Annotated in this window: 11 protein-coding genes; 5 read left to right on the forward strand and 6 right to left on the reverse strand. The window is 71.4% G+C overall.

The features are described 5' to 3' along the window. Positions 1–55 precede the first annotated feature (55 nt). Positions 56–802, forward strand: coding sequence for a TylF/MycF/NovP-related O-methyltransferase (locus tag AB0I41_RS06340; RefSeq protein ID WP_357102480.1), 747 nt, complete (start codon positions 56–58; stop codon positions 800–802). A 150-nt stretch (positions 803–952) separates the two neighbouring features. Here AB0I41_RS06340 and AB0I41_RS06345 read toward each other — a convergent pair whose 3' ends face one another. Further along, positions 953–1744, reverse strand: a complete 792-nt coding sequence (locus AB0I41_RS06345; RefSeq protein ID WP_357102482.1) for an ABC transporter permease — start codon at positions 1742–1744, stop codon at positions 953–955. Beyond that, entirely contained in the window at positions 1737–2714 is a 978-nt protein-coding gene (locus tag AB0I41_RS06350; RefSeq protein ID WP_357102484.1) for an ATP-binding cassette domain-containing protein, read from the reverse strand. Before AB0I41_RS06350 ends, AB0I41_RS06345 begins: the two co-directional genes overlap by 8 nt. Positions 2715–3608: 894 nt before the next feature. Between AB0I41_RS06350 and AB0I41_RS06355 the strand changes: the two genes are divergently transcribed. Continuing rightward, positions 3609–3890, forward strand: coding sequence for a hypothetical protein (locus tag AB0I41_RS06355; protein WP_357102486.1), 282 nt, complete (start codon positions 3609–3611; stop codon positions 3888–3890). Positions 3891–3929: 39 nt separating this feature from the next. Here the strand turns inward: AB0I41_RS06355 and AB0I41_RS06360 are convergent, their stop codons facing one another. Both AB0I41_RS06360 and AB0I41_RS06365 read right to left on the reverse strand, forming a co-directional pair. Further along, entirely contained in the window at positions 3930–4154 is a 225-nt protein-coding gene (locus AB0I41_RS06360) for an acyl-CoA carboxylase epsilon subunit (protein WP_357102488.1), read from the reverse strand. Then, positions 4151–5683, reverse strand: a complete 1533-nt coding sequence (locus AB0I41_RS06365) for an acyl-CoA carboxylase subunit beta (RefSeq protein ID WP_357102490.1) — start codon at positions 5681–5683, stop codon at positions 4151–4153. The genes AB0I41_RS06360 and AB0I41_RS06365 overlap by 4 nt, the downstream gene beginning before the upstream one ends. 466 nt (positions 5684–6149) lie before the next feature. Between AB0I41_RS06365 and AB0I41_RS06370 the strand changes: the two genes are divergently transcribed. After that, positions 6150–8273 (forward strand): MMPL family transporter, encoded by a 2124-nt coding sequence (locus tag AB0I41_RS06370; protein WP_357102492.1) that lies wholly within the window; start codon positions 6150–6152, stop codon positions 8271–8273. 417 nt (positions 8274–8690) lie between these two features. On the opposite strand, the gene AB0I41_RS06375 is transcribed toward AB0I41_RS06370, so the two are convergent. Next, on the reverse strand, positions 8691–8942 hold the full coding sequence (locus AB0I41_RS06375; RefSeq protein ID WP_357102494.1) for a hypothetical protein: 252 nt from the start codon (positions 8940–8942) through the stop codon (positions 8691–8693). A gap of 615 nt (positions 8943–9557) precedes the next feature. Here AB0I41_RS06375 and AB0I41_RS06380 point away from each other — a divergent pair. Then, positions 9558–12383, forward strand: a complete 2826-nt coding sequence (locus AB0I41_RS06380; RefSeq protein ID WP_357102496.1) for an AAA family ATPase — start codon at positions 9558–9560, stop codon at positions 12381–12383. 224 nt (positions 12384–12607) lie between these two features. Here AB0I41_RS06380 and AB0I41_RS06385 read toward each other — a convergent pair whose 3' ends face one another. Next, positions 12608–12880, reverse strand: a complete 273-nt coding sequence (locus AB0I41_RS06385) for an acyl carrier protein (RefSeq protein WP_357102498.1) — start codon at positions 12878–12880, stop codon at positions 12608–12610. A gap of 104 nt (positions 12881–12984) precedes the next feature. Between AB0I41_RS06385 and AB0I41_RS06390 the strand changes: the two genes are divergently transcribed. Next, positions 12985–14523 carry an AMP-binding protein gene (locus tag AB0I41_RS06390; protein ID WP_357102500.1) on the forward strand — a complete coding sequence of 513 codons (1539 nt, stop codon included), beginning with the start codon at positions 12985–12987 and terminating at the stop codon, positions 14521–14523. Positions 14524–14594 lie beyond the last annotated feature (71 nt).

Here is a 14594-nt window from a genome sequence, read left to right on the forward strand (position 1 = left end):
CGGGGCAACCAATGACCGATCGACAGCGGCGCCGGCCGCGGAAGAGGACGGACAGATGACCGACACGGGCGTCACGCTCTACCTTGAGCTGATCAAGAAGGTGATCGCCAACGAGATCTACACCGACAACGCCGCCCCCTGGTGGACGGGGTCCGGGGGCGCCGCGGTGCCCGAGGGGGGCCTTCCGGGGACCTCCGCCGCACACACCCTGGTGGGTCTCGCGGGCCTGGACAACGTGCAGGAGTGCGTCGAGCGGGTGCTGGCCGACGGGATCCCCGGGGACCTGGTCGAGACGGGCGTGTGGCGCGGCGGCGTCACCATCCTGATGCGCGCCATCCTCAAGGCGCACGGCGTCACCGACCGGCGGGTCTGGGCCGCCGACTCCTTCGAGGGCGTACCCGAGGCGGGGGAGGGCAGCCACCCCCTGGACCAGGAGATGGCCCTGCACAACCTCAACAGCATGCTCAGCGTCTCGGCCGACGCGGTACGGGCCAACTTCAAGGCGTACGACCTGCTCGACGAGCAGGTGGAGTTCCTGGAGGGGTGGTTCAAGGACACCCTGCCGGCGGCGCCGATCTCCTCGATCGCCGTGCTCCGCCTCGACGGCGACCTGTACGAGTCGACCCGGGAGGCGCTGATCCCCCTCTACCCGAAGCTCTCCCCGGGCGGCTTCATCATCATCGACGACTACAACATGGAGCCCTGCCGGGCCGCGGTGCACGAGTACCGCGACGAGCACGGGATCACCGACGAGATCCGGCCGGTGGACAACGGCGGGGTCTTCTGGCGCAGGACGGCCTGAGTCCGCGTACGCCGACAGGGCGCCGCCTCCCGACGGAGGCGGCGCCCTTCGTGTCGCCCGCGCGCCTGGCCCTGCTCGCGCACGCGCGAAGGCCCTTCTCCAACGGGGGTAGGAGAAGGGCCTTCGCTGTCGGTGACCCGCGCCGGCGAATCAGTCGGTCTTCTTCTGGAAGAAGACCGCGGCGAGGGTGACGGAGACGACGAGGATGCCCACGGACCAGGTGAGGGCGATCCAGGGGTTGTTGCCGACCGGCCGGTCGAGCAGGAACCCGCGGACGCTCTCGATGATCGGTGTGGACGGCTGGTGCTTGGCCACGCCCTGCAGCCAGCCGGGCAGCGTGTTGATCGGGACGAACGCGCTGCTGACGTACGGCAGGAACATCATGATGAAGGCGAAGCTGGCGGCGGCGTCGGTGGACTTGGTGAGCAGCCCGACCACGGCGGAGAGCCAGGACATCGCCAGGATGAAGGTGACCAGGATGCCGCCGGCGGCGAGCCACTGGAGCAGGCTCGCCTCGGGACGGAACCCGATGAGCAGGGCCACCGCGATCACCACGACGGTGGAGACGATGTTCTTGATGACGCTGGCGGTCACGTGGCCGCCGAGCAGCACCGCCCCGCTGACGTCCATCGACCGGAACCGGTCGATGATGCCGGTGCTCATGTCGTTGGCGACGCCCACGCCGGTCTGGGCGGCTCCCCAGACCGTGCAGAGCAGCAGCACGCCGGGGGACACGTAGGTGACGTAGTCGCCGCCGGTCTGGATCGCCCCGCCGAAGAGGTAGACGAAGAGCACCATCATCATGATGGGCAGCATCAGCGCCATCATCAGGGCGTCCAGATCCCGGCTGGTCAGCCGGGTGCACCGGGCGATCATGGTCACCATGTCGGTCCCCAGCGAGGTCGGCCGGGGCCGGTTGCGCAGGACGATGGTCTCAGTCACCGACAGTCTCCTTAACTCTCTCCACCTCCGGGCTCGGGGTGGGGTGGCCCGTCAGCGCCAGGAACACGTCGTCCAGCGTCGCGCTGTGCACCTGGAACTTGGTGATCCGGTTGCGCTGCGGGTCGGCCTCGTCCAGCACGGCCCGCACCTGGTTGGCGGAACCGTCGGTGGTGACGCCGATCGTCAGCAGGTCGAGGTCCTTGCTGACCACCCGGTCGCCGAGCAGCGTGAGGACGTCCTCCAGCGCCGGGCGGTCGACCAGCTCCAGGTCGAGCCGCTGGCCCGCGACCCGCTCCTTGAGCTCGGTGGGGGTGCCCTCGGCGACGATGGTGCCGCCGTCGAGCAGGGCCACCCGGTCGGCGAGGCGGTCGGCCTCCTCCAGGTACTGGGTGGTCAGGAAGATGGTCAGGCCGTTGGCGGCCAGGTCGGCGATGACGCCCCACAGTGCGAGGCGGCTGCGCGGGTCCAGGCCGGTGGTCGGCTCGTCGAGGAAGACCACGGACGGCGCCCCGACCAGGCTCGCGGCGAGGTCCAGCCGGCGGGCCATGCCGCCCGAGTAGGTGGCCAGTCGCCGGCCGCCGGCGTCGGTCAGGTCGAACCGGGTGAGCAGCTGCGCCGCGCGCTCCTGCGCCTCGCTGCGGGACAGGCCGGTGAGCCGGCCCATCATGCGGAGGTTCTCCTCGCCGGTCTGGTTCTTGTCGATCGCCGCGTACTGGCCGGTCAGGGTGATCGCCCGCCGCACCTTGCGCCGCTCGCGGACGACGTCGAAGCCGGCGACCCTGGCCTGGCCCGCGTCGAGGGAGGTGAGTGTCGAGAGGATGCGGACCGTGGTCGTCTTGCCCGACCCGTTCGGGCCGAGCAGGGCGAAGACGCTGCCCCGAGGGACGGTGATGTCCACGCCCTTGAGCACCTGCACGTCGCCGTAGGACTTTCGTAGCCCGCTGGCTTCTATTGCCAATTCATAGGCCATTGTCGTTGCACTCCTTGCCGTCCCTGCTCCGGGTGGTCTTCTGCGTGCCTCGTACGCTGATTCGTGTAGACTGTACGCAGTTCGAAGTTCGCCTGTCAACCTGTTCGATCACCGCAGGTCAAGACCGTTTTCCGCGCCGCGCCGCAGGCGCCCCGTAGAGGGGCTCGCGGGCGGTCCGACCGGTGCGCCGCACGCCCTCGGACGGCGCGACCGGGTTCGGCGGCCGGCATGGCGCCCAAGGGTGGGCCCGGGCCGGCGCCGCGGCCCGCCAATGGGAGGCGGCGCGGCTGGATTTCCCGTGCCCGACAATGCGCGGAATCACCGCTGTCGGCGGGTGGTACTGGCGTTCTGAAAGGCTCTCACTCATTTTCCGTCATCCGGGATCAGATGGGGGATGACCCTGAGGCGGCACCCCCCGGTGTGTCCGCCGACCCCTAGGTGGTCGACATCGGCGCTGTTCAGCGCCGATTTCCGCGGCGCGCACGACGGTCGTCAATGGGGGTCCCAGGTCGTCGAGTCGGTGCCGCCGGGCGGTGGTGGGGTTGACGCGCCGAGTACGCGGTGTGTACGGTCTGCACACAACGGTATACGGCATACACAGAAGATTCCGGAGTCCATTCCCGAGCTGATTTTTGTTCGGTTCGAGGTTGACGCCGGGAAAGTCGCCACAATCATTCCGTTCTCACTTGTCGCATTTATGTCCGACATCTTCCGTCACTTCGCGCCCGGCGCGGACGTGGCTCGGGTCGTCGAGCGGACGGTGGGGCGGCGCGGACGTGAGGGCGTACGCGGCCGTCGACCCGGGAGGGATCACCTCGCGGGTGGCCGCCGCGGCTCACGCGCCCGGCAGGTGGGGCGGCGGTGAGCGGAGCGCACAGGGATCGGGTGAGGCTGATGTCGGGAGGAATGGTGGGTCTGCGTTGGGAACACAACGTGGAGGTCACGGTGTCTCCGGACGGGTGGCTGATCCTGCACCGACAGCAGACCGCCACCACGTACCGGTACCCGCCCTTCGTCACGGTCTCCTGGATCTCGCTGCAACGGCACGGCGGCGACCTCCACCTGGCCGCGGACGAGGTGGCCACCAGCTGGCAGGCGGACCGGGCGGAGATCATCGTGGTCATCGCCCGGTGGCTCGACGAGTTGCGCGACGCCGGCCTGGTACGGGAGGACTGACCCCGCCGGTGGGCGCCGAGGGCCCCGGTGGCCGCCGGGTCAGTGGCATCGCGAGGCCCAGGCGCCCGGCGCCCGGTAGTCCGCCGCGGCGGACCAGGACGCCTCCGCGCGCCGGGGGCCGGTCCGGTCAGCGCCCCGACCGGCGCGCAGCGAGCAGATCAGCGCGACGGTGGCCGCCGCGAGCTCCTCCTCGGTGGGGGCGCCCCGGACCACCACCAACCGGGGGACCGGCCCCGCCGCGTCGAGCTCCTCCGGGGCGGTCACGTCGGCGGGTTCCCGTGCTTGCGCCCCGGCAGCTGCACCCGCTTGGCCCGCAGTGTCTCCAGCGCCCCGACCAGCACCGCGCGGGTCTCCGCCGGGTCGATGACGTCGTCCACCAGGCCGCGCTCGGCGGCGTAGTAGGGATGGACCAGCTCCTGCTCGTACTGCTTGATCCGTTGCCGGCGGGCCGCCTCCGGGTCGGGGGCCGCCGCGATCTCCTTGCGGAACACCACGTTGGCCGCGCTCTCCGCGCCCATCACCGCGATCTCGTTGCTCGGCCAGGCGAAGGAGAGGTCCGCGCCGATCGACCGGGAGTCCATCACGATGTACGCCCCGCCGTACGCCTTGCGCAGGATCACCTGGATCCGGGGCACGGTCGCCGAGCAGTACGCGTACAGCAGCTGCGCGCCGTGCCGGATGATCCCGCTGTGCTCCTGCTCGGTGCCGGGCAGGAAGCCGGGCACGTCCACCAGGGTCACCAGCGGGATGCTGAAGGCGTCGCAGGTCTGCACGAAGCGGGCCGCCTTGGCCGAGGCCAGCCCGTCGAGGGCGCCGGCGAGCATCCGGGGCTGGTTCGCGACGATGCCGACCACGTGCCCGTCCAGCCGGGCCAGACCGCAGACGATGTTGCGGGCCCAGGAGGCGTGCACCTCCAGCAGGTCGCCGTCGTCGACGATCTCCTCGATCACCTCGCGCATGTCGTAGGAGCCCCGCGGATCGGCCGGCACCAGGTCGAGCAGGCGCGGGCAGCGGCGGTCCGGCGGGTCGCCGGTGGGGTGTACCGGGGGCAGCTCCCGGTTGTTGGACGGCAGCAGCGAGAGCAGATGCCGGACGTCGGCCAGGCACTCCGCCTCGGTGTCGTGCACGAACGAGACGGTGCCGGTGACCGAGGCGTGCACCTCCGCGCCACCGAGCTGCTCGTGCGTCACCGTCTCGCCGGTCACCGCCTGCACCACGTCCGGCCCGGTGAGGTACATCTGGGCCACGTTGCGGACGGCGAAGACGAAGTCGGTCAGCGCCGGGGAGTACGCCGCGCCGCCGGCGCAGGGCCCGAGCATCACGCTGATCTGCGGGATCACCCCGGAGGCCCGCACATTGCGGCGGAAGATGCCGCCGTACCCGGCCAACGCGGTGACGCCCTCCTGGATCCGGGCGCCCGCGCCGTCACCGAGGCAGACCAGGGGGGCGCCGGCCGACTCGGCCATGTCCATGATCTTGTGGATCTTCTCGGCGTGCGCCTCGCCCAGCGAGCCGCCGAAGATGCGGAAGTCGTGCGCGTACGCGAAGACCGTCCGGCCGTCGACCTTGCCCCAGCCCGTCACCACGCCGTCGGTGTGCGGGCGGCGGTCCTCCAGCCCGAACCCGGCGGCCCGGTGCCGGCGCAGCTGCTCGATCTCGCGGAAGGTGCCCTCGTCGAAGAGCAGGTCGAGACGTTCCCGGACGGTGAGCTTGCCCTTGGCGTGCTGTTGCGCCGACGCCCGGGGCCCGGGGCCGGCGACGGCCGTGGCCTTGACGGAATGCAGCTCGGCCACTCGGGACCCGAGGTCGGAATGCGGTTTTTCCACCATGCGCCGTCGCCCCTCACGCTCGCCGACGTCGACCCGCGTCAACCGGCTGGTCGGGTTCTCACGTAACCACCGCCGGTGCCGGCGCGACCAGAACGGTCGCCCCCTAACCCGGGTGCCCGGATCCCCTAAGCGGCGCTCCGGCCACCCCAGGCATACCGCCATTTCCGCAGCTCAGCGGGCTTGGCAACGCCCTGCGGATACTGATCGGACACTATGCCAAAGAGCTTGACGGTGTTCCGCCGCACTGCATAGCATGTACGCGTGGGGCATACGCAGAAGCGGGCTCCGCGTGGTGGGGCACCTTTGGAAATGGCCGTCAGGCCCCGATGAGCGATGAGGTCTTGTCCCCGTCCCAGGCGGGCGACGCCGGGATCTCCGTGCCCTGAACGATGAAATCGGCATAGACGGGCATAGAAGGGTTTCGGCGACAATGAGCGATTCTGTCGGGCTACTGGCCAAATTGCCGAGTGGTCGGCGTTCCAAGTGGGCGATCCTCGCGTTGTGGATAGTCCTCGCCGTCGTGCTCGGCCCACTCTTCGGCAAGATCGAGGACTACGAGGACCGGACGCCCTCCGGCAGCCTGCCGCGCGGCGCCGAGTCGACCGCGGTGATGGAGGAGCTGGACAAGTACCGCTCCGCCTCGGAGGCCGTCCCGGTCGTCGCCGTCTACACCCGGGAGGCCGGGATCCAGGACGCCGACCGGAGCAAGGTGGAGGCCGATCGTACGGCGTTCGCCAAGTTCGCCGACGGCGGCGCGGCCATCGAGCCGGCCATCCCGTCCCAGGACGGCAAGGCGCTCATGCTGGTGGTGCCACTCACCCGCGACGACGTCGAGATCGACTTCGCGGTCAAGGACCTGCGGGCCGCCGCCCAGGCCGGCGCCCCGGCCGGGCTGGACGTCGACCTCGGCGGCCCTGGCGGCCTGCTCAACGACTACACCCAGGCGTTCGAGAACCTCGACGTCAACCTGATGATCGCGACCAGTTCGATCGTCATCGTGCTGCTGCTGGTGATCTACCGCAGCCCGTTCCTCTGGTTCTTTCCGCTGCTGTCCGTCGGCTTCGCCAGCGCGCTCACCCAGGGCGTGGCGTACCTGCTCGCCAAGCACGCCGGGCTGCCGGTCAACCCGGCAAGTTCGAGCCTGCTGATGATCCTGCTGTTCGGGGTCGGCACCGACTACGCGCTGCTGCTCATCGCGCGCTACCGCGAGGAGTTGCGCCGGCACTCCGACCGGCACCTGGCCATGGGCATCGCGCTGCGCCGCTCGGGCCCCGCGATCCTCGCCTCCGCCGCGACCGTCGTGGTGGGCCTGGCCTGCCTCGCCCTCGCCGACATGCAGAGCGCCCGCAGCCTCGGCCTGGTCGGCGCCACCGGTGTGCTCTGCGCGTACCTGGCAATGGTCACCATCCTGCCGGCCCTGCTGGTGATCGCCGGCCGGTGGGTGTTCTGGCCGTTCGTGCCGAAGTTCGGCCAGGAGGTCCGGGTCGGGCGCGGATTCTGGTCCCGGATCGGCACGACCGTCGGCCGCCACCCCCGGGTGGCCTGGCTCGGCTGCCTGATCGTGATCGGCGGCCTCGCCGTCAGCGCGCTGGACATGAAGATGGGGCTGGCCCAGACCGAGGTGTTCCAGACCAAGCCCCAGTCGGTCACCGCGCAGGAGAAGCTCGCCCGGCACTTCCCGTCCGGCGCCTCCGACCCGGCCATCCTCGTCGCCGACGCCTCGGCGGCCGGGCCGGTCAAGGCCGCCGCCGCCGGCGTGGACGGTGCGACGGTCGGCCAGGAGTCACCCAGCCCGGACGGTAAGCGGGTCATCATCGACGTGGTGCTCCGGGACGCGCCCGACAGCGACGCGGCGAAGGAGACCATCGACGACATCCGGGACGCCGTGCACGCCGTACCCGGGGCGAACGCGAAGATCGGCGGCACGACCGCGGAGAACCTGGACATCGACCGGGCCTCCAACCGGGACGCCCGGGTGGTCATCCCGGTCGTGCTCGCGGTGATCCTGCTGTTCCTGATCATCCTGCTCCGTGCCCTGGTGGCGCCGCTGGTCCTGCTCGGCACGGTGGTGGCGTCCTACTTCGCCGCCCTGGGCGCGTCGCACCTGCTCTTCAAGCACGTGTTCGGGCACGAGGGGACGGCCTGGCAGTTGCCACTGGTCAGCTTCGTCTTCCTCGCGGCACTCGGGGTGGACTACAACATCTTCCTGATGACCCGGGTGCACGAGGAGGCCGCGCGACACGGCCACGCCGAAGGCGTACGTCGTGGTCTGTCCACCACCGGCAGCGTGATCACCTCGGCCGGCATCGTGCTGGCGGCGACCTTCGCGGTCTTCGCCTCCATGCCGGTGGTCGACATGATCCAGTTCGGTGTGGTGGTCGCGGTGGGTGTCCTCCTCGACGCCTTCCTGGTGCGGACCCTGCTGGTGCCGGCGCTCTCCTTCGACATCGGCCGGGCGAGCTGGTGGCCCGGGCGGCTCTACCGGGACCTCGGCAAGCAGGCCGCCGTGCCGGTCAGCCCCGGAGTGCCGGGGGCGGTGCGGGCCACCCAGTAACCACACCGGGCGGGGCGGGCCCCGGTCGGCCCGTCCCCTCCCTGGTGGGGCTGGACACCCACGTCCGCCCGGAGCCGGTCGGCCCCGGCGTCGGCCCGGGACCGTGACCCGGGACGGGCCGGCACCGACCCCGAGCGGAACGTGCGGTCGCGTCGCGGCGCGTTCGACGACATCGTCGGGCGCGCCGCTTCATTGCTTCCTCGGGCAGGGCCGGCGGACCCCCGGGGCGTCGCCGTGACCGGCCGTGGATCGGCTGCCGCCGCTCGCGCTCTTCGAGCCGGTAGGGGTTCGTCGGATCCGTCCCGCGGCAGCTCGGGATGGTGTTTCCGCTGGTGGCGGTGCCGCCGGCCGCCCCGCCGGCCCGCGCTCGGCGCTGCTTCGGTCACCTGCCCCGCAACCCGCCGTGAGCCCTTGCCGTCACGGTGCGATCGGCGTCCCTGACGCCTCGGCGAACAGGTGGCTGATCGCGGGCCAGGGCCGGTTGATGCGGCCGGACGGGTCGGCCAAGGGCCACCTGGTGTCGGCGAGCGGCTGGCGGGCCGCCCGGGGGGCCAGCTGGTAGCAGCCTTGGGTGGCCGGCCGGCGGGCCGGGGTCCGATGTGCACCGGCCTGCCGCGCGTCGGGCACGACGTGACTGGCCCGGACCGGCGGGGTGATGGGCGGGGCCACGTGTCGGGAGCCGGCCAGGCTGACCGGCGTGCACCGGGGTGACGAGTTTCCTCGCGGGTCGGCCCGGCGTCGCGTGCCGCGTCGCTTTCGGTGGCGAGGAAGGGCCGGACGGCCAGCGCGCAGGGCCCGTCATCCCGGGCCGTCGGTGCGTCCCGTGGCGGCCCCGGCAGGTCACGGCCAGGTCACATATCCGCTGCCGGGTGACGACGGGGCGGCGGGCGGGACGGGTGCCTCGTCGGCGCGGTCCGGCAGAAGCGGACCGGACCTGCGCGAATACCGAACCGATCGCAGGGAGGTTAACAATAGGTTGCCGAATCAAGTAACCGTTCGTGACATTTGAAGATCCCTCGCATTGCTCGGGATTGATTGGCCGGCCAAACGCGACGACATGATCAGTCGCATTGGAAATGGGACACACCGGCGAACTGGACATTCTGCAATTCGCCCCATCGGATCGGCGACAGACCGCCTGAGCAGCCCGGCGTGCCTGGCCTGCACTAAAGAGGCAGGGCTAGCATCATCGTCGATCTGTGGATATGATACGCCGCAACGTGGCTACCAGTGTTGAAGCGTTTCGACTACTACGCTGCTTAGGGGTATGCAAACGTGGCGACCATGGGATACGAGGGGGCCCTGTCGCTGTTGCAAGGGCTCCTTCGCCAATGCGACGGCTCAAGCGGCCGACTGGCGCTCGTCGAGGGGGGACTGGCCAGCGGTAAAACATATCTGCTCCATCAATTTTCGCGTTACGCGGCGGAGACGGGGGCGTTACTTCTGACTGGTACGGGATCGCGGGCGGAGCAGTCGATGCCGCTCGGGGTGGTCGATCAGTTGTTTCGCAGCGCCGACCTGGTGGACGCGCTACCCGAACGGGTTGCCCGGCTCATCGGTTCGGTTGATGCGGGCGGCCAGGACGGGGGATGGTCGGACCCGCTGGTGGAGCCCGACGCCCGATCGGGCTGGACGCGTGAGTTCTGCGCGGTGCTGCTCGGCCTGTGCCGGGAGCGCACCGTCGTCATCGTGATCGACGACCTGCAGTTCGCCGATTCCGCCTCACTGCGGCTGCTGTTGTCTCTGCAGCGACGGATGGACGCCGCCCGAATGCTGCTCGTCCTGAGCACGTGGCACCGACGCCGACCGACCCTGCCGCTTTTCTACACGGAACTGACCCGCCAGCCGCACGAGTGCATCAGGCTGTCCGCGCTGACCGTGCCGGACATCGCCGATCTGCTCGCCAAGAAATGGGGAAAGACGGCGCCCGAGTCCGTGGCCCAGGAATACCGCGATCTGACAAATGGTAATCCACTGTTGGTCCACGCGTTGCTCGACGACAATGCGGCCGATGCCCAGATCGACGACGCGGCCACGCCCGTCGTCGGCGACGGATATGCCCACGCCGTGCTGGCCGGCCTGCACAGATGGGACGCCCAACTGCTGGACGTGGCCGCTGCGGCCGCGGTCCTGGACGAGCGTTCCGATCCGGCCCTGATCGGCCGTCTTCTCGGAATGCGGACGGAAACCGCCGAGGAGATCGTCGGAATACTGACCGAGGCCGGCGTGCTGCGGGACTGCCGCATGCGCCACCGCCTGGGCGGCACCACGGTCCTGGAGAACATGACCCCGGCGGACCGGGCAGCCGTCTACGTCCGGGCCGCCGACCTGCTCCACCAGCAGGGCGCACCGGCGGCCGAGGTCGGGCGGCACCTGCTCAACGCCGAAGAGGTGCCCGCCGACTGGGCCGTGGCGGTCCTGCGTACCGCCGCCGGCCAGGCGCTGGCCGGGGACGACCCGGACATGGCGGTGCGTTACCTGGAGCTGGCGCTCTCCGGCTGCACCGACCGCAAGGAACGGATCGCCATCATGCACGCGCTCACCGGCGCGCTCTGGCGACGGAACCCCTCCGCCGCGCTGCCGTACCTGCCCTGTCTGCAGAGCGCGGTGCAGGACGGGGAACTGCACGGGCCGGACGCCGCGGCGGTGATCCGTTACAGCCTGTGGAACGGCGACGAGAGCGCGGCGGCCCGGGCGGTCGCGGCGCTCGGCGCGTCCGCCGACCCGCTCGACCCGCAGACGGCGGCCGAACTCGCCGTCACCTTCCACTGGTTTCTCGGTACGGCCCGCGGGCGCCTGTCCGAGCTCGGGTCCAACGGCGCCAGCCACCCGAGGGACCTCTGGGCGGACGCGGCGCAGCGGCTCACCTCGCTCTGGGGCCGGGGCGGCGGGGAGGCCGCCACCACCAGTGCCGAGCACATCCTGCGCAGCTGCCAGATGGGTGAGACGCCGCTGGAGGTGGTCGCCGCGGCGGTGCTCGCGGTGCTGCGCGGCAACAAGCCGGAGCTGGCCCGCACCTGGTGCGAGCGGATCATGCGGCAGGCCGCGGAGCGGGGGGAGGTCACCTGGCAGGCGGTGCTCTCCTCGCTGGCCGGCAGCATCGCCTACCGGCGCGGCGACCTGGTCAACGCGATCCGGCACGCCGAGCAGGCGCTGACGCTGCTGCCGGAGAAGGGCTGGGGGGTCCTCATCGGTCAGCCGCGCGCCACCCTGATCGTCGCGCGGACGGCCCTCGGGGATTACCAGGAGGCGGCGGAGGTGCTCCAGGCACCGGTGCCCGACTCGATGTTCGGCACCGTCTTCAGCCTGCCGTACCTGCGGGCCCGCGGGCAGTACCACCTGGCCACCGACCGGGTGCTGGCCGCCGGGCGGGACTTCCAGCTGTGCGGCCGGCTGATGCGCGAATGGGACGTGGACGTGCCGGCGCTGGTCCCGTGGCGCAGCGACCTGGCCGAGGTGAACCTCCGGCTGGGCCGTTCCGTCGAGGCCCGGGACCTGCTCACCCAGCAACTGGAACGGGCCCGCGCGGCCGACCTCCGGGTACGGGGGATCTCGCTGCGGGTGCTCGCCGCCGCCAGCGAACCGGCCCAGCGTCCGACCCTGCTGCGGCAGAGCGTGGAATGCCTCCAGGCGGCCGACGACCGGCTGGAGCTGTCCAAGGCGTTGACGGCGTTCAGCGTCGTCCGGCAGCAGCTCGGTGAGTTCGACCGGGCCCGGGTGCTGGCCCGCCGGGCCGCGCAGGTCGCACAGGCCGGCACGACCGGGCCGGCGCTCCCCGCCGGCGGGGACCAGCCGGTCGAGCCGCCCGCGCTGGTCGGCCGCTGGCACGACCGGGAGAAGGAGGGCCGGCACGTGCTCAGCGAGGCCGAGCGTCGGGTGGCGAAGCTGGCCGCGTTGGGTCACACCAACCGGGAGATCAGCCAGACCTTGTACATCACCGTCAGCACCGTCGAGCAGCACCTGACGCGGGTCTACCGCAAGCTCGGCATCACCCGTCGCACGGACCTGCCGGCCGAGCATGAGCTGCGCAAGCGGCTGTCCGAGTCCCGTGGCGAGGGCGCCACCGGGCTGCTGCACGCCGGGCAGGACTGGGAGGAACTGGCCGGCTGAGGCAGACCCCGCCCGTCCGGAGTCCCCGGGGCCGTGCTCCGGACGCGCTCCCTTTCGTCCGTACCCGGGGCGGCGCCCCGACCAGGTCGGTCGGGGCGCCCGCGTGTCCGTGCACCGGGTCGCGGAAACCGCCGCCCGAATCGACGGGCCGCGCGGGTCAGGGGGCGCTAGGGGTTTCCGGGCGTACGGGCCTGCACCAGCATTGCCTCACACGGGCGTCACGGTCAGTGGCCGACCCGGGCCTCGGTCACCTGGCCCGTGGCGCCCAACGCGGTGAGGCTCGCCCAGATCGTGCCGGGGGTGGCGAAGTTCTCCAGGCTCAGCAGGTCGTCGACGAACCGGACCTGGTACGCCGACTCCAGGTCGGAGATCAGCTCCACCGTGGCCATCGAGTCCAGCCCGAAGTCGCGCAGCGGGGTGTCCTCGGTGAGGGTGTCGGTCGGCGACAGGAAGGCCAGGTATCCCCGCAGCATCCCCTCGAACCGTTCGTCCAGCATGGGTCACTCCGAATCTGTCGGAACCGGTGTCGGCGGTGACCTCGATACAAGTACCTGCCCGTGCGGCCGACAACCCCTGTCGCCCCTTACTGTTGGAGCACCGGATGGTAGACGTGGACGGTCCCGCCCTGTCGGCGCGTTTCCTTCGCGGCCTGGCGGTCAACCCCACCGGCACGGCCCTGCGGGTCGGAACCCGCGCCGTGAGCTACGAGGAACTGCACGAGCTGGCGCTGGCCCGGGCCGGGGCCCTGCGCGCCGCCGGGGAGCAGCCGCCGCGGGCCGTCGCGGTGCTCACCGGCAAGAGCATCGAGGCGTACGCGGGAATCCTGGCCGTGCTGTACGCCGGCGCCACGGTCGTACCGTTGCACGCCGGCTTCCCGGTGTCGCGGACCCGGCGGATGCTGGAGGTCTCTGGCGCGAGCGCCGTGGTGGCCGACGAGGCCGGCCTGGCCACCCTCGGCGAGCTGGCCGGCGCCGGGCTGGAGCTGCCGGTGCTGGCGCCCGGCCTGGACGCCGACGCGGTGCCCGGCGCGGCGCGGATCCCGCTGGGCCGCCGGCCGCTCGACGCGCCGCTGCCGGTCACCGCGTCGCAGGTGGCGTACGTGCTGTTCACCTCCGGCTCCACCGGCCGGCCCAAGGGCGTGCCGATCACCTACGGCATGACCGACCACTACTTCCGCCTGGTCGACCGGCACTACGACTTCAACGCCACGGACGTCTTCTCGCAGACCTTCGACCTGAACTTCGACTGCGCGGCGTTCGACCTGTTCTGCGCCTGGGGGGCCGGGGCGGGCGTGCAGCCGGTGCCGGCGCAGGCATACCGGGACCTGCCCGGCTTCCTCGCCGAGCGCGGGATGACCGTCTGGTTCTCCGCGCCGAGCGCGATCACGCTGATCCGCAGGCTGGGCGGCCTGCGCCCCGGCGGGATGCCCGGGCTGCGCTGGAGCCTGTTCGCCGGGGAGGCGCTGCGCGCGGCGGACGTGGCCGACTGGCACGCCGCCGCCGACCGGTCCACGGTGGCGAACATCTACGGCCCGACCGAGCTGACCCTCACCGTCACCGGCCACCGGTGGTCGCCGGAGACCTCGCCGGGGCTCTGCGTCAACGGCCTGGTGCCGATCGGGCACCTGCACGAGGGACACGACGCCCTGCTGCGCATCCCCGACGGGGAACTGTCCGACCAGGAGGGCGAGCTGTGCGTCACCGGCCCGCAGATGACCCCCGGCTACCTCGACCCCGCCGACGACGAGGGCCGGTTCCTCGACCACGACGGGCGCCGCTGGTACCGGACCGGCGACCGGGTACGCCGGCTGGAGAACGGGGAACTGGTCTACCTCGGCCGGTGGGACGCGCAGGTGCAGGTGAACGGCTGGCGGATCGAGCTGGCCGAGATCGAGCACGCGCTCGCCGGCTGCCCGGGCGTACGGGACGCGGTGGCGGTCACCCGGACCGTCGGCGGGCTGGTGGAGATCGTCGTCTACTACACCGGCGAGCCGGTCCCCGCCGCCCAGCTGGCCAAGCAGCTCGCCGAGATCCTGCCGAAGGGGATGCTGCCCCGCCGGTACACCCACCTCGACGAGTTCCCGCTGAACTCCAACCGGAAGATCGACCGCGGCCGGCTGGCCCGGGCGGCGGCGGACTGATCCACCGGCCCCGATCGGCACCGGTAGGGGCTGGTAGGGGATTCGGAAAGCGCCGGCCCGACGTAATTCTG

The organism is Micromonospora sp. NPDC050200 (genome assembly GCF_040656135.1).
In the GTDB taxonomy this organism is placed as follows: Bacteria; Actinomycetota; Actinomycetes; order Mycobacteriales; family Micromonosporaceae; genus Micromonospora.